The organism is Streptomyces sp. NPDC085937, assembly GCF_044540535.1.
Classification (GTDB): domain Bacteria; phylum Actinomycetota; class Actinomycetes; order Streptomycetales; family Streptomycetaceae; genus Streptomyces.
Genome location: NZ_JBITSH010000003.1, coordinates 404014 through 418303, shown reverse-complemented (window position 1 = coordinate 418303; position 14290 = coordinate 404014). Strand labels below are relative to the sequence as shown.

Annotated in this window: 14 protein-coding genes; 7 read left to right on the top strand and 7 right to left on the bottom strand. The window is 72.9% G+C overall.

The features are described 5' to 3' along the window. The first annotated feature begins 38 nt into the window (after positions 1–38). Positions 39–818 carry an SDR family NAD(P)-dependent oxidoreductase gene (locus ACIF8S_RS08985; protein WP_215211067.1) on the top strand — a complete coding sequence of 260 codons (780 nt, stop codon included), beginning with the start codon at positions 39–41 and terminating at the stop codon, positions 816–818. Positions 819–843: 25 nt separating this feature from the next. Here the strand turns inward: ACIF8S_RS08985 and ACIF8S_RS08980 are convergent, their stop codons facing one another. Continuing rightward, the gene (locus tag ACIF8S_RS08980; protein WP_024883537.1) at positions 844–1728 is read right to left on the bottom strand and encodes a LysR family transcriptional regulator; all 885 of its coding nucleotides are present in this window, start codon (positions 1726–1728) and stop codon (positions 844–846) included. A gap of 120 nt (positions 1729–1848) precedes the next feature. Between ACIF8S_RS08980 and ACIF8S_RS08975 the strand changes: the two genes are divergently transcribed. The 4 genes from ACIF8S_RS08975 (at position 1849) to ACIF8S_RS08960 (ending at position 6452) form a co-directional block, all read left to right on the top strand. Then, positions 1849–2520 (top strand): succinate dehydrogenase, encoded by a 672-nt coding sequence (locus tag ACIF8S_RS08975; RefSeq protein ID WP_399998487.1) that lies wholly within the window; start codon positions 1849–1851, stop codon positions 2518–2520. Between the two features lie 2 nt (positions 2521–2522). Continuing rightward, complete coding sequence (locus ACIF8S_RS08970; RefSeq protein ID WP_399998228.1) at positions 2523–4472, top strand: fumarate reductase/succinate dehydrogenase flavoprotein subunit; 1950 nt, start codon at positions 2523–2525, stop codon at positions 4470–4472. Continuing rightward, on the top strand, positions 4469–5218 hold the full coding sequence (locus tag ACIF8S_RS08965) for a succinate dehydrogenase/fumarate reductase iron-sulfur subunit (RefSeq protein ID WP_399998227.1): 750 nt from the start codon (positions 4469–4471) through the stop codon (positions 5216–5218). Before ACIF8S_RS08970 ends, ACIF8S_RS08965 begins: the two co-directional genes overlap by 4 nt. A 211-nt stretch (positions 5219–5429) precedes the next feature. Beyond that, positions 5430–6452, top strand: coding sequence for a DUF2382 domain-containing protein (locus ACIF8S_RS08960; protein WP_399998226.1), 1023 nt, complete (start codon positions 5430–5432; stop codon positions 6450–6452). A gap of 40 nt (positions 6453–6492) precedes the next feature. Here ACIF8S_RS08960 and ACIF8S_RS08955 read toward each other — a convergent pair whose 3' ends face one another. Next, the gene (locus ACIF8S_RS08955; protein ID WP_399998224.1) at positions 6493–7512 is read right to left on the bottom strand and encodes an LLM class flavin-dependent oxidoreductase; all 1020 of its coding nucleotides are present in this window, start codon (positions 7510–7512) and stop codon (positions 6493–6495) included. A gap of 161 nt (positions 7513–7673) precedes the next feature. On the opposite strand from ACIF8S_RS08955, the gene ACIF8S_RS08950 reads away from it, so the two are divergent. Next, positions 7674–8135: a hypothetical protein gene (locus ACIF8S_RS08950; protein WP_399998486.1), complete on the top strand. Its 462-nt coding sequence runs from the start codon at positions 7674–7676 to the stop codon at positions 8133–8135. Between the two features lie 12 nt (positions 8136–8147). Here the strand turns inward: ACIF8S_RS08950 and ACIF8S_RS08945 are convergent, their stop codons facing one another. Next, positions 8148–8363 (bottom strand): dodecin, encoded by a 216-nt coding sequence (locus ACIF8S_RS08945; RefSeq protein ID WP_215211061.1) that lies wholly within the window; start codon positions 8361–8363, stop codon positions 8148–8150. A 212-nt stretch (positions 8364–8575) separates the two neighbouring features. Between ACIF8S_RS08945 and ACIF8S_RS08940 the strand changes: the two genes are divergently transcribed. After that, complete coding sequence (locus ACIF8S_RS08940; protein WP_399998222.1) at positions 8576–9829, top strand: extracellular solute-binding protein; 1254 nt, start codon at positions 8576–8578, stop codon at positions 9827–9829. 64 nt (positions 9830–9893) lie between these two features. Here ACIF8S_RS08940 and egtD read toward each other — a convergent pair whose 3' ends face one another. Genes egtD through egtA form a run of 4 tightly spaced genes read right to left on the bottom strand, consistent with a single transcriptional unit; the run spans position 9894 to position 14267 of the window. After that, the gene (gene egtD / locus ACIF8S_RS08935) at positions 9894–10856 is read right to left on the bottom strand and encodes an L-histidine N(alpha)-methyltransferase (RefSeq protein WP_399998221.1); all 963 of its coding nucleotides are present in this window, start codon (positions 10854–10856) and stop codon (positions 9894–9896) included. Beyond that, positions 10853–11608 (bottom strand): ergothioneine biosynthesis protein EgtC, encoded by a 756-nt coding sequence (gene egtC / locus ACIF8S_RS08930; RefSeq protein WP_399998220.1) that lies wholly within the window; start codon positions 11606–11608, stop codon positions 10853–10855. The genes egtD and egtC overlap by 4 nt, the downstream gene beginning before the upstream one ends. Continuing rightward, positions 11608–12927 (bottom strand): ergothioneine biosynthesis protein EgtB, encoded by a 1320-nt coding sequence (gene egtB / locus ACIF8S_RS08925; RefSeq protein WP_399998219.1) that lies wholly within the window; start codon positions 12925–12927, stop codon positions 11608–11610. The genes egtC and egtB overlap by 1 nt, the downstream gene beginning before the upstream one ends. Next, positions 12924–14267, bottom strand: a complete 1344-nt coding sequence (egtA, locus tag ACIF8S_RS08920; protein ID WP_399998218.1) for an ergothioneine biosynthesis glutamate--cysteine ligase EgtA — start codon at positions 14265–14267, stop codon at positions 12924–12926. The genes egtB and egtA overlap by 4 nt, the downstream gene beginning before the upstream one ends. Positions 14268–14290: the final 23 nt, after the last annotated feature.

Here is a 14290-nt window from a genome sequence, read left to right as displayed (position 1 = left end):
CCCGAGGGGGCACCCGGGTCCGATCGGAGTGGGACAGCATGAGCACGGAACTGCAGGGCAGGACCGCCGTCGTCACCGGAGCGAGCAAGGGCATCGGACTGGCGGTCGTCGAGGCACTCGCACGGGCCGGCGCCCAGGTCGTGGCGGGGTCGCGCACCACCTCCGAGCGGCTGGAGGGCCTGGTGCAGGAGGGCTCGGTGACCTGGGTGCCGGTCGACCTCGCCGAGCCGCGGGCGGCCGAAGAGCTCGTCGGTGCGGCGGGCGGGCGCATCGACGTCCTGGTCAACAACGTCGGCACGGCACCCGCCCGCACCGGCGGCTTCTTGTCGGTCACTGACGAGGACTGGCGGCGCACGATCGACCTCAACCTGCTGGCGGCCGTACGGGTCACTCGGGCCGCGCTGCCCGTGATGCTGGACGCCGGCGACGCCTCGGTGATCACGGTCGGCTCCGTCAACGCCACCCTCCCGGATCCGCTGGTGATCGACTACAGCGCGGGCAAGGCCGCCCTGGTGGCGTTCTCCAAGGCCTTGTCGAAGGAGGTCGGCCCGAAGGGCATCCGGGTCAACACCGTCAGCCCGGGCCCGGTCGAGACGGAGCTGTGGCTGGGCGGTGAGGGAGTGGCGCGGACGGTCTCGGGCACCGCGGGCATCACCGCGGAGGAGGTGGTCGCCCAGGCGTCCAAGGCCACCGTCACCGGCCGCTTCTCCCGGCCCGCCGAGATCGCAGGCCTCGTGCTCTTCCTCGCCGGCGACGGGTCCCGCAACATCACCGGCAGCGATCTGATCATCGACGGAGGCTTCATCCCCACCTGGTGAGCGTCTCGGGCGGGGGCCGGGACGCTCACCGCTCCAGCAGCATCCGCTGCAGCTCCCTGGCCGCCCGCGGCGGTGCCACGTCGCTGCGGTGGGCCAGGGCGATCGTGCGGTGCAGTCCCGGGCGGGCCAGCGGGGTGACGCGCAGGCCGTGGCCGGAGCGGGCGGCCACCATGCGGGGCACCACCGCGACGCCCAGCCCCGCCCGGACGAACCCCAGCACCGCGTCCATCTCCCCGCCCTCCACCGCGAACCCCGGCTCGAACCCCTCCGCCCGGCACGCGGCCACCGTCAGCTCCCGCAGGTCGTAGCCGTGCCGGAACATCACCAGGCGCTCGCCCTCCAGGTCGGCGATGCGCACGGTGCGCCGCCCCCCGCCCGGCCGCGGGGCGTCCGGTGAGGAGACGACCACCAGGTCCTCGCGCAGCAGCTCGACCGTGGTCAGCGCGGGGGAGGGGGTGGGCAGCGGCAGCACGACCAGCGCCAGGTCCAGGGCGCCGCGGGCCAGCTCGCGCACCAGGTCGTGCGAGCCGCCCTCCTCGACCAGCAGCCGTACGCCCGGATAGCGGTCGTGGAAGGCGCGCAGCACGTCCGGCAGCAGGCCCGTGCACAGGCTCGGGGTCGCGCCGAGTCGTACCCGGCCGCTGCGCAGCTGCGCCACCTCCTGCACCTCGTGCCGGGCGGTGTCCGCGTCGGCGAGGATGCGCCGGGCCAGCGGCAGCAGCGCCTCGCCCGCGTCGGTCAGCGTGATGTTGCCGCGCGCCCGCCGGAACAGGTCCGCGCCCAGCTCCCGCTCCAGCGCCTTGATCTGCTGCGAGAGCGACGGCTGGGCGACGTGCACCAGCTCCGCGGCGCGGGTGAAGTGCCGGGTCTCGGCGACGGCCACGAAGTACTGGAGCTGCTGGAAGTGCATACGGCCATGATAGGCAACCCCTATCGAAACGAGCCGCACCATGTCTTGGACCGATGAGGCCCTTCGGCCCTAGCGTCTGGTGACATGGCTCTGGCAACGCGGACGGACCGACGGCCGTCCCTGGCACGCACCGTGTGGGACTCGACCGTCGGCAAGAAGACAGTGATGGCGGTCAGCGGCCTGATCATGCTGCTGTACCTGGTCGTCCACATGATCGGGAACCTGAAGATCTTCTTCGGGGCGGGCGAGTTCAACCACTACGCCCACTGGCTGCGGACGGTGGGCGAGCCGTTCATGCACTACGAGTGGACGCTGTGGGTCGTCCGCGTGGTGCTCGTCCTCGCCGTGGTCGCCCACGCCGTCTCCGCCTACCAGCTCAGCCGGCGCGACATCAAGGCGCGCCCGACCAAGTACGTGCACAAGAAGGCGCGGGCGAGCTACGCCACCCGCACCATGCGCTGGGGCGGCGTCATCCTCGCCCTGTTCATCGTCTGGCACGTCCTCGACCTGACCACCGGCACCGTCCACTCCGGCGGCTTCGAGTCCGGAAAGCCCTACCAGAACGTCGTGGACACCTTCTCCACCTGGTACGGCAACACCCTCTACATCGTCGCGATGCTGGCCGTCGGCCTGCACGTCCGGCACGGCTTCTGGAGCGCCGCCCAGACCCTCGGCGCCGGCAGCCGCACCCGCGACCGCGCCCTCAAGACCACCGCCAACGCCCTTGCGTTGCTGCTCACGGCCGGTTTCATCGCCGTCCCCGTGGGCGTCATGACCGGAGTGGTGAGCTGACCATGACCTCGTACACCGACTACACGACCGGCGCGCCGGTCACCGACACCAAGGCCCCCGCGGGACCGGTCCACGAACGCTGGGACACGCGCCGCTTCGAGGCCAAGCTGGTCAACCCCGCCAACCGGCGCAAGCACACCGTCATCGTCGTCGGCACCGGCCTCGCGGGCGGCTCCGCCGGGGCCACGCTGGCCGAACAGGGCTACCACGTCGTCCAGTTCTGCTACCAGGACTCCCCGCGCCGGGCCCACTCCATCGCCGCGCAGGGCGGCATCAACGCGGCGAAGAACTACCGCAACGACGGCGACTCCGTCCACCGTCTCTTCTACGACACCGTCAAGGGCGGCGACTTCCGCGCCCGCGAGTCCAACGTGCACCGCCTCGCGCAGATCTCGGTGGAGATCATCGACCAGTGTGTCGCGCAGGGCGTGCCCTTCGCCCGCGAGTACGGCGGCCTGCTCGACACCCGCTCCTTCGGCGGCGTGCAGGTCTCCCGCACCTTCTACGCCCGCGGCCAGACGGGCCAGCAGCTCCTCCTCGGCGCCTACCAGGCGCTCAGCCGGCAGATCGCCGCCGGCAACGTGGAGATGCACCCGCGCACCGAGATGCTCGACCTGATCGTCGTCGACGGCCGGGCCCGCGGCATCGTCGCCCGCGACCTGATCACCGGGAAGATCTCGACCTGGTTCGCGGACGCCGTCGTCCTGGCGACCGGCGGCTACGGCAACGTCTTCTACCTGTCGACGAACGCCATGAACTCCAACGCCACCGCGATCTGGCGCGCGCACCGGCGCGGGGCGTACTTCGCCAACCCCTGCTTCACCCAGATCCACCCCACCTGCATCCCGCGTACCGGCGACCACCAGTCGAAGCTGACGCTGATGAGCGAGTCGCTGCGCAACGACGGCCGCATCTGGGTGCCCAAGGCCAAGGGCGACACCCGGCCGCCCGCGCGGATCCCCGAGGACGAGCGCGACTACTACCTCGAGCGCATCTACCCCTCCTTCGGCAACCTGGTGCCCCGCGACATCGCCTCCCGCGCCGCGAAGAACGTCTGCGACGAGGGCAGGGGGGTGGGCCCCGGCGGCCAGGGCGTCTACCTGGACTTCGCCGACGCCATCAAGCGCATGGGCCGTAAGGCCGTCGAGGCCAAGTACGGCAACCTCTTCGACATGTACCGGCGGATCACCGACGAGGACCCGTACGAGGTGCCCATGCGGATCTACCCCGCCGTGCACTACACGATGGGCGGCCTGTGGGTCGACTACGACCTGCAGACCACCGTCCCCGGCCTGTTCGCGATCGGTGAGGCCAACTTCTCCGACCACGGCGCCAACCGGCTCGGCGCGTCCGCGCTGATGCAGGGCCTGGCCGACGGCTACTTCGTGCTGCCGGCGACCCTCAACGACTACCTGGCCCGCAACCCGCGCCAGGGCGAGGTGACCGACGAGCACCCCGCCGTGCAGGAGGTGCTGGCCGAGACCGAGGACCGGCTCAACCTGCTGCTGTCCGTGGACGGCGACCGCACCCCCGACTCCTTCCACCGCGAACTGGGCGAGCTCATGTGGGAGTTCTGCGGCATGGCCCGCAGCGACTCCGGGCTGCGCAAGGCCCTGGAGCGCATCCCGCAGATCCGTGAGGAGTTCTGGCGCCGGATCAAGGTCCCCGGCACCGGTGAGGAGTTCAACCAGTCGCTGGAGAAGGCCAACCGCATCGTCGACTACCTGGAGCTCGCCGAGCTGATGTGCCTCGACGCGCTGCACCGCGCCGAGTCCTGCGGCGGCCACTTCCGCGAGGAGTCCCAGACCCCGGACGGCGAGGCGGCCCGCCGGGACGACGCGTTCGCCTACGCGGCCGCCTGGGAGTTCACCGGCAGCGGCGAGGCTCCCGCCCTGCACAAGGAAGACCTGGTCTTCGAGTACGTCCACCCCACCCAGCGGAGCTACGCATGAAGCTCACCCTGCGCGTCTGGCGGCAGAAGAACGCCGACGCCGACGGCACCATGTCCACGTACGAGGTGGACGGCATCTCACCCGACATGTCCTTCCTGGAGATGCTCGACACCCTCAACGAGGAGCTCATCCTCAAGGGCGAGGACCCGGTCGCGTTCGACCACGACTGCCGCGAGGGCATCTGCGGCGCCTGCTCGCTCGTCATCAACGGCGACGCCCACGGGCCCGAGCGCACCACCACCTGCCAGCTGCACATGCGGTCCTTCCAGGACGGCGACACCATCGACGTCGAGCCGTGGCGGGCCGCCGCCTTCCCGGTGGTCAAGGACCTGGTCGTCGACCGCTCCGCCTTCGACCGCATCATCCAGGCCGGCGGATACGTCACCGCGCCGACCGGCTCCGCCCCCGAGGCCCACGCCACGCCGGTGCCCAAGCCGGACGCGGACTTCGCCTTCGAGCACGCCGAGTGCATCGGCTGCGGCGCCTGCGTCGCGGCCTGCCCCAACGGCGCGGCGATGCTGTTCACCTCCGCCAAGGTCAACCACCTCAACGTGCTGCCGCAGGGCGCCCCCGAGCGCGAGACGCGGGTGCTGGACATGGTGGCGCAGATGGACGAGGAGGGCTTCGGCGGCTGCACCCTCGCCGGGGAGTGTGCCACCGCCTGCCCCAAGGGCATCCCGCTGACCTCCATCACGGGCATGAACAAGGAGTGGCTGCGGGCGACCCGCAAGGCGGGCAAGCGGTAGCCGCCGGGGCGGCCACCCCTCACCGACGTTCGCCGGAAGGTGCGGACGGGCGGGGCCGGAAGAAGGTGCTCCTTCCGGCCCCGTCTCGCGTGGGCGGTCACTCGCGGTCAGCACTGTCGAAAATAAAGTGCGATTAGTTACCTTTGTACCGTTTTCGTCCCTCTGATCAGGAGAACCGGAGAGGAGTGACCCGAGAGGAGGGTGATGTCAGATGATCACCCGCGATGAGATCTCGATCCTGCTGGATCACCCCGTGTACGACGGGGACGGCAACAAGATCGGCGACGCGAAGCACGTCTTCCTCGACGACGCGAGTGGACGCCCCGAGTGGGTGACCGTCAAGACCGGGATGTTCGGCTCCAGCGAGTCGTTCGTGCCCATCCGCGACGCCTCCATGGTGCAGGACCACCTCGAGGTGCCGTACCCCAAGGACAAGGTGAAGGGCGCGCCCAACGTCGACATCGACGCGGGCGGTCACCTGTCGGTGGACGAGGAGCACCGGCTGTACGAGTACTACGGCATCAACTGGGACAACGTCCTGACGGATCCCGACGACAGCGGCGGGACCAAGGGCAGGGCCGGGACTTCCGGCGCGGCCGGAGCGGCGGGCGCCGCGGGCGCGGCCGGTGCCGCGGGGACGTCGACCGGACGCCGGGGCGACATCTCCGGCAGGACGGGCGCACCCCCCACCTCCCAGCGCGCCGGCACCTCCGAACGCGCCGGCACGGCCGGGGCCGCGGGTGCCATGTCCGGTCGCGGCGAGTCCATGGCGCGCGGCGGCGAGGCCAAGGGGCGCGGCAGCGGTGACGCGATGACCCGTTCCGAGGAGCGGATGCACGTCGGCGTCGAACGGCACGAGTCCGGCCGGGCGCGGCTGCGCAAGTACGTGGTGACCGAGGAGGTCCAGCAGACCGTCCCGGTCCGCCACGAGGAAGTACGCGTGGAGCGCGAACCGATCACCGACGCCAACCGCGACGACGCCGTGTCCGGTCCCGCCTTCAAGGAGGACCAGCACGAGGTCACGCTGCACGAGGAGCGCCCCGTGGTCACCACCGAGGCGGTACCGGTCGAGCGGGTCCGGATGACCACCGAGGAGACGACCACGAACGAGACCGTGCACGGCCAGGTGCGCAAGGAGCGCATCGAGGCCGAGACGGAGATGACCGAGGAATCAGGCCGCCGGGGCCGTGACGTCCCGGGCCGGGGCCGTGACGTCCCGGGCAAGGGCCGCTAGCACCCCCGACTCCCGCTCTCCCGAGACGCGCCGGTGCCCGTCACCGGCGCGTCGCGCTGCCCGGGAGTCCGGCGAGCACGGCGAGCCGCCGGTAGGACTCCAGCAGCGCCTCGCGGTCGTAGGTGCTGGTGGTGACGAGCACCTCCTGCGCCCCGGTGTCCTCCAGCAGCTGTTCCAGCCCCTGCGCCACCTGCTCCTCGGTGCCCGCGAGCTGTCCGGTCAGGCCCGCCTCGTAGAGGTCGCGCTCCTTGCCGGTCAGGGTCAGCGCCTCGACGCGCTCGGCCGGCGGCAGCGGCGGGAAGCTGCCGTGGGTGCGGGAGTACGCCATCGACCAGGCCTCCGGGACCAGCAGCCGCCGGGCCCGCTCGGCGGTGTCCGCCACCGCCACGGTGCCGGAGACGATCACGTACGGCTCGCTCGCCCACGCGGAGGGCCGGAACAGCTCCCGGTAGCGGTCGATGCCCCGGCGCATCCGGTCCCGGTCGCGCAGGTCGCCGATGACCATCGGCAGCCCGGCGCGGGCGGCGATCGTGGCGCCCTCGCCCATCGCCAGCACGAACGGCGGCACACTCAGGCCCTCGGACGGCCGGGCGTGCACGCCCGTGGGCGAGGTGCCGCGGAACCAGCCGAGGAGTTCGTCGAGCTGGGCGGCGAAGTCCTCCGCGTCCTCCTTGTCCCGGCCCAGCGCCTTGCGCACCCCGCCGGTGAACCCGACCGAGCGGCCCAGACCCATGTCGATCCGCCCGGGAAACAGCGAGGCGAGCACCCCGAACTGCTCGGCCACGACCAGCGGCCGGTGGTTGGGCAGCATCACCCCGCCGGTCCCCACGCGCAGGCTGCGTGTCGCCCCGGCGACGGCCGCGGCCAGTACGGTCGGCGCCGAACCGGCCACACCGGGCACGCCGTGGTGTTCGGCGACCCAGAACCGGTGGTACCCGAGCCGCTCCGCCTCCTGGGCGAGGGCCACCGTGTCCCGCAGGGCCTCGGGAGCGGTGTGCCCCTCGCGGACGCGTGAGCGGTCGAGGACGGAGAAGCGGGTCGCGGCGATCACGGAACTCATACCGGTTCCAACGCCCCGCGGCCGCCAGGATTCCTGCGGCCGCTGTCTAGGGTGGCAGCGTGACCGACCGCACCGACCGCACCGACCGCACCGACCGCGACCGCCGCACCGATCGCGACCGCCGCACCGGTCCGACGCGCCGCGCCGACCGTCCGCTGGCCGTGTTCGACCTCGACAACACCCTCGCCGACACCGCGCACCGGCAGCACTTCCTGGAGCGCCGGCCGCGCGACTGGGACGGCTTCTTCGCCGCCGCGCCCCAGGACCCGCCGCTCGCCGAAGGCATCGCCCTGGTGCGGGAGAGTGCCGAGGAGTGCGAGATCGTCTACCTCACCGGACGGCCCGAGCGCTGCCGCCGCGACACGCTGGACTGGCTGGCCGCGCAGGGGCTGCCCGAGGGGGACGTGCACATGCGCGGCAACGCCGACCGCCGCCCCGCCCGGCACACCAAGCTCGCCGTGCTGCGCCGCCTGGCCCGGACCCGCGAGGTGCGTGTGCTCGTCGACGACGACGAACTGGTCTGCGCGGACGCCCGGCGGGCCGGGTTCACCGTCGTCCACGCCCGGTGGACGTCCCCCTCGGGCGAGCTGAAGGACGCTCAGGAGCGCGAGGGGCGGACCTGAGCGGGAGGTGGTTCAGTCCGAGCCCTCCAGCCGGAAGCCCACCTTCAGTCCCACCTGCCAGTGCGCGATCTGCCCCTCCTCGATCTGCCCGCGCACCTGTGTCACCTCGAACCAGTCCAGATTGCGCAGGGTCTGCGACGCCCGCTCGATGCCGTTGCGCACGGCCGCGTCGACGCCGTCGTGGGAGGTGCCGACGATCTCGGTGACCCGGTAGGTGTGGTTCGACATGCTTCGCTCCTCTCGCGGCGGCTCCCACCGCCTGTGGCACACGTCACTCCACCGTGCCCCACCTGCGGGCCGGGCGCGAGGCGTCGGCCCCGTTCGCCTGACGGCCTTGACCCGGGCATTGGTCCATACCAAGATGCTGGGCACCCGTCCGAGCTCCGGCTCGCCCCCCACGCCGGGCCCCGCCCTGTCCGCAGACAGAAACAGGACCCCACGTGAGACGCCGTCTGCTCGCCCTCGTCTGTGTGTCCGCCTCCCTCCTCAGCGGCTGCGCTCTGATCTCCGACAGCGCGGCGGAGCGGCGCACCGTCACCGTGTGGCTGATGCAGCACAGTGCCTCGCAGGACTTCCTGGACCGCTTCACCGAGGAGTTCGAGAGCGAACACGACGGGATCGACCTGGACATCCGCGTCCAGGAGTGGACCGGCATCGGTGAGAAGGTCCAGCAGGCCCTGCGCGGCCGGGACGCGGACGGACCCGACGTCATCGAGGTGGGCAACACCCAGGTGTCCGCCTACGCGGAGGGCGACGGGCTGCTCGACCTCACCCTGGAGTCAATGCGCGACTGGGGCCGCGACGACTGGCTGCCCGGCCTCGCCGAACCCGGCCGCTGGGGCTCGCAGCAGTACGGCATCCCCTGGTACGCCGCCAACCGCGTCGTCGTCTACCGCAAGGACCTGTTCCGCGCGGCCGGCGTCACCGCCCCGCCGGAGACCCGCGACGAGTGGCTGGAGATCACCGAACGGCTCGACACCGACCGGACACAGGGCATCTACCTCGCCGGGCAGGACTGGTACACGCTGGCCGGCTTCATCTGGGAGGAGGGCGGCGAACTCGCCACCGAACGCGACGGCGTCTGGCGGGGCGCGCTGGACAGCCCGGCCGCGCTGCGCGGCATGGACTTCTACCGCCGGCTCCAGGAGCTCGGCGACGGACCGGCCGACGCCGACGAGGAACATCCCCCGCAGGCGGGCGTGTTCGCCGAGGGCCGGGTCGCCCAGATCGTGGCCGTCCCCGGCCTGGTCCAGACGATCGTCAAGCAGAACCCCGAACTCGCGGACCGGATCGGTTACTTCCCCGTCCCCGGCAGGAAGGCGGGCCGGCCCGGAGCCGTCTTCACCGGAGGCTCCGACCTCGTCGTCCCCGCCAACACCGACGTGGAGGCCGCCGCCGTCGAGGTGGTCGCCGCCCTCACCGGCTCCCGGTGGAACACCGAACTCGCCCGCACCATGAACTACGTCCCCAACAAGGCCGGCCTCGCCGGGTCGGTCGCGGGGGAGGAGGGGCTGGAGGCCATGGCGGCCGGCGCCGCACGGGGCCGGGCGACCCCCGCCACACCCCGGTGGAGCGTGGTCGAGGCCGACAATCCGATCAAGGAGTACATGACGAAGGTGCTCACCGGCGCCGACCCGGCCGAGGAGGCCGAACGCGCCGCACGGCGCGTCACCGACACCCTCGCCTTCGACTAGGACGGGTCCGCGGATCATGCCGGGCAGGGCCTCGGGGGCCCCGTCGCCCTGCCCGGCGGCCGGGTCAGCGGGCGATGCTGAGCGACAGCGCGAACCGCGTCTCCGCGTCCGTCCACCACCGGGTCAGTTCCAGCCCCGCGGCGGCCAGTTCGGCACGTACGCCCTCCTGCCGGAACTTCGCCGACACCTCGGTGCGCAGCTCCTCGCCCTCCGCGAAGTCCACCACCAGCTCGAGCGCCGGGATCTTCACGGACTGCGCGGTGCGCGCGCGCAGCCGCATCTCGATCCACTCGTGCGCGGCGTCCCACAGGGCGACGTGGTCGAAGGCGTCCGGGTCGAAGTCGGCGCCGAGCTCCCGGTTGACCACGCTCAGCACGTTCTTGTTGAACGCGGCCGTCACCCCCGCCGCGTCGTCGTACGCCCGGACCAGCACCCGCTCGTCCTTCACCAGGTCCGTGCCCAGCAGCAGCGCGTCGCCCGGGGCGAGCAGGGCGCGCACCGAGGCGAGGAACGCGGCCCGCTCGGCCGGCAGCAGATTGCCGAGGGTGCCGCCGAGGAACGCCACCAGACGCGGGCCCGGGGTGTCCGGCAGCGCCAGCCGCGCGGTGAAGTCCGCGACCAGCGCGTGCACGTCCAGACCGGGCCGCTCGGCGGCCAGCGCCCGCCCGGCGCCGGTCAGCGCGGACTCGCTGACGTCGACCGGGACGTAGGTGTGCAGGCCGGTGAGGGCGGCGATCAGGTGCCGCGTCTTCTCCGAGGAGCCCGAGCCCAGCTCCACCAGGGTGCGGGCGCCGGACGCGACGGCGATCTCGTCCGCGCGGGCGAGCAGGATCTCCCGCTCGGCGCGCGTCGGGTAGTACTCGGGCAGCGCGGTGATCTCCTCGAACAGCTCGCTGCCCCGTGCGTCGTAGAACCACTTGGGCGGCAGCGTCTTGGGGCTGCCGGTCAGTCCCGCGTGGACGTCGGCGCGCAGGGCGGCGCCGGTGGCGTCCTCGGGGAGGGTGCGGGTGAGATGGAACGGACTCACGTGAGGGGCTCCTTGAGCGGGGTGAGCAGCACATCTGTGCGGCTCGCGGCCAGCAGGGTGCGGTCGGGCACCTCCTGCCAGTGCGGATCGTCGTCGTAGGGCTCGGAGGCGACGACGGTGCCGCCGCCCGGCCGGGCGAGGTACCACAAGGTGTCGCCCCAGGCGGTCGCGGTGACGGTGTCGCCGTCGGTGAGCAGCAGGTTCAGCCGGGCGGCGGGGGCCGCCTCCGCGACCTCGGCGACCGTGTCGGCCAGCGCCTGGCCCATGGTGTCGCCGGCCCGCAGCCGGGCCAGCACCAGCGCCCACACGAACGCCGAGTCGTTACGGGCCTCCAGCGACAGCAGGTCCTCGGCGGGCAGCGTCGCGGCCAGCGGCGCCAGCGAACCCGGCCAGCCCGGCACCGCTCCGTTGTGGCTGAACAGCCAGGTGCCGGAGGCGAACGGCGCCGCGGCCGCCTCCGCGTCGGCACCCGACAGCGTCGCGTCCCGTACGGCGGCGAGCAGGGCCCGGGTGCGCACCACCCGGGCGAGATCCGTGAACGACAGGTCCGCCCACACCGGCCCGGCCCGCCGGTAGCGGGCCGGGACCGGGTCGCCGTCGGCGTACCAGCCGACGCCGAAGCCGTCGGCGTTGACCGTGCCGTGGCGCTGCCGGCGCGGCGCCCACGACTGCCGGTACAGCCCGTGCGCCGGCCGCATCAGCAGCGCGCCCAACGGCTCCTCGGACCCCACGTAGGCCAGGTGCCGGCACATCAGGCGTCCTCCACCGAGCGGGCGGTGCGGAACCCGGAGAAGATCTGCCGCCGGATCGGGAGGTCCCAGTTGCGGAAGGTGCCCCGGCAGGCGACCGGGTCCACGGCGAAGGAACCGCCACGCAGCACCTTGTGCTCCGGCCCGAAGAAGACCTCCGAGTACTCCTTGTACGGGAACGCCCGGAAGCCCGGGTACGGCAGGAAGTCGCTCGCCGTCCACTCCCACACGTCCCCGATCAGCTGCCGCACGCCCAGCGGCGACGCCCCGGCCGGGTAGCTGCCGGCCGGTGCGGGACGCAGATGGCGCTGGCCGAGGTTGGCGTGCTCGGGCGTGGGGTCGGCGTCGCCCCAGGGGTAGCGCGTCGACCGGCCGGTGGCGGGGTCGTGCCGGGCGGCCTTCTCCCACTCGGTCTCGGTGGGCAGCCGCCGCCCGGCCCAGCGGGCGTAGGCGTCGGCCTCGTACCAGCACACGTGCACCACGGGCTCGTCCGGCGGCACCAGCTCGGTGACGCCGAAGCGGCGCCGCAGCCACTGCCCGCCGTCACGGCGCCAGTACAGCGGCGCGGTGAGGGAGTTGCGGCGCACATGGGCCCAGCCCTCGGGGGTCCACCAGCGCTGCTGGTCGTACCCGCCGGCCTCGACGAACGCCTGGTAGGCGCCGTTCGTCACCGGCGTCGTGTCGATGAAGAAGGGTGCCACCTCGCGGCGGTGGGCCGGGCGTTCGTTGTCCAGCGCCCACGGCTCGGACGAGGTGCCCATGGTGAACGGGCCGCCCGGCACCAGGACCTCCGCCGGCCCGGTGAACGGCGTCACCGGCTCCGGGTCGGGCGCGGTGAGGGCCGCCGGGCCCCGGCGGAGCTGGTGCGTGATCAGCATGGTCTCGTCGTGCTGCTGCTCGTGCTGGGCGATCATCCCGAAGGCGAAGCCGGCCTCCGTCAGCCGTGTGCCCTCGAACGCCGTGCGCTCCAGCACGTCCAGCGCCCGCCCGCGCACGTCGGACGCGTACCGGCGGGCCTCCTCGGGCGACAGCAGGGGCAGGCTCGGACGCGCGGCGCGCGGGTGCTCGAAGGCGTCGTAGAGGCTGTCGATCTCCGGGCGTATCGCCTCGTGGCCGGCGACCGCCCGCAGCAGCCATTGCTCCTCCATGTTGCCGATGTGCGCCAGGTCCCACACCAGCGGTGACATCAGCGGCGAATGCTGCGCGGTCAGGTCCGGTTCCTCCACACAGCTGGTCAGCAGCGTGGTGCGGTCCCGGGCGACGACCAGCGAGGCGACCGCGCGCTCACGCAGGGTTCCGGCGTCGAGGGCGGGGTCGGTCATGAGGGGGTGTCCTTCCCGTGCGGGTGGATGGTGGGGGAGGGCGCGCCGGATACGGCCGTACGCCCGTCGTGCCCCGCGCGCCAGGTGTCGAGCAGGTCGTCGGCGGGGCAGCGGCCCCGGGCGACGTACCGGTCCCGGAACGCGGCGACCCTGTCGGCCAGCGCGGGCGCGGCCCCCAGCCGGGGCAGGGCGGCCAGCGCCGCCGCGAAGCAGAGGTCGGCGGCCTCGCACAGCTCCGGGTCGGTCAGCCCGTCCCGGGCCGCGTCCCGCCACAGCGGGTTGTGCGGCGCGGGCAGGCCCGCCGTCCGCTCGGCCAGGGGCTTCACCGCCCGGTAGGCGGTCTCGGCGGCCTCCGGGTCGTCGAACAGCGCCGCCGTCACGGCCAGCGGCACCGTCCAGCCGTCCTCGCCGGGCTGCGCGTCGATCATCCGCAGTTCCAGATGGCCCCGGGGCCTGACTGGCGGGAACAGGGTCGTGACGTGGTAGTCCAGGTCGTCGTGGGTCGGGGCGCGCGGTGTGCGCTGCCGCGTCCAGTGCCGGAAGGACAAGCCGTCCGGCACGTCCCACGGCCGGTCGTCGTCCCGGCGCACGCACATCACGGGCGCGTCCAGCACGTGCCGGGCCCAGGTGTCGCGCGGGTCGGCGTCCAGCGCGGGGCCGCCCGCCCGTCCCGTGCCGATCTGCGTCCAGCGCAGCTGCCGAGTGGACCGCCAGCCGGTCGGCCGCCCCCCGGAGAGCGGCGAGTTCGCGAAGGCCGCCACCAGGACGGCGCCCAGCAGGTGGGCCAGCCACCAGCGTCGTACGTGGCCGAGCGGCCCGGGCTCCTCGTGCCCGGCGTCCACGCACACCTGCACCGAGGCGGAGGCGCACATCATGAACCGTCCGGCCGCGCCGGTGCGGTCCAGGGAGGCCTCCATCGCGTCGTAGCGCGGCCGGTGCAGGAACCTGCGGGGGGTCCGCCACGGGTCGTGGCCCATGCCGGCCAGGCCCAGGCCGTCCTCGCGCAGGACGGCCCGCACGGCGTCCAGGTCGGCGGAGACGGTGTCGACGCACTCGGTGAGGGTCGCGGCGGGCGGCGAGCTCAGCTCCAGCTGACCACCGGGCTCGACGGTGAGCGCCGAGCGGAGGGGCACGTTCCGCAGTGCGGAGTAGGCCGCCTCGAGTCGTTCGTGAGGGACGGGGAGCCGCGGGTCGCGCAGCTCGTGGACCAGCCATTCCACTTCCACGCCGAGAAGGCGGGGCGGACCGGTCTTGAAGCAGATGCCGCGTATCAGGGCCTCCGCCCCGGCTTCGGTGACGGCCGTGCGGGAAGGCGCACAACCGCTCGACGGATCGGACATGCAGGAATCCTCCTGAGACACCA

What these genes read in the sequence shown, in the direction of transcription:
- ACIF8S_RS08985 (WP_215211067.1), top strand. Translation starts at nt 39, where the DNA reads ATGAGCACGGAACTGCAGGGCAGGACCGCCGTCGTCACCGGAGCGAGC.
- ACIF8S_RS08980 (WP_024883537.1), bottom strand. Translation starts at nt 1,728, where the DNA reads ATGCACTTCCAGCAGCTCCAGTACTTCGTGGCCGTCGCCGAGACCCGG.
- ACIF8S_RS08970 (WP_399998228.1), top strand. Translation starts at nt 2,523, where the DNA reads ATGACCTCGTACACCGACTACACGACCGGCGCGCCGGTCACCGACACC.
- ACIF8S_RS08965 (WP_399998227.1), top strand. Translation starts at nt 4,469, where the DNA reads ATGAAGCTCACCCTGCGCGTCTGGCGGCAGAAGAACGCCGACGCCGAC.
- ACIF8S_RS08960 (WP_399998226.1), top strand. Translation starts at nt 5,430, where the DNA reads ATGATCACCCGCGATGAGATCTCGATCCTGCTGGATCACCCCGTGTAC.
- ACIF8S_RS08955 (WP_399998224.1), bottom strand. Translation starts at nt 7,512, where the DNA reads ATGAGTTCCGTGATCGCCGCGACCCGCTTCTCCGTCCTCGACCGCTCA.
- ACIF8S_RS08945 (WP_215211061.1), bottom strand. Translation starts at nt 8,363, where the DNA reads ATGTCGAACCACACCTACCGGGTCACCGAGATCGTCGGCACCTCCCAC.
- egtC (WP_399998220.1), bottom strand. Translation starts at nt 11,608, where the DNA reads ATGTGCCGGCACCTGGCCTACGTGGGGTCCGAGGAGCCGTTGGGCGCG.
- egtB (WP_399998219.1), bottom strand. Translation starts at nt 12,927, where the DNA reads ATGACCGACCCCGCCCTCGACGCCGGAACCCTGCGTGAGCGCGCGGTC.
- egtA (WP_399998218.1), bottom strand. Translation starts at nt 14,267, where the DNA reads ATGTCCGATCCGTCGAGCGGTTGTGCGCCTTCCCGCACGGCCGTCACC.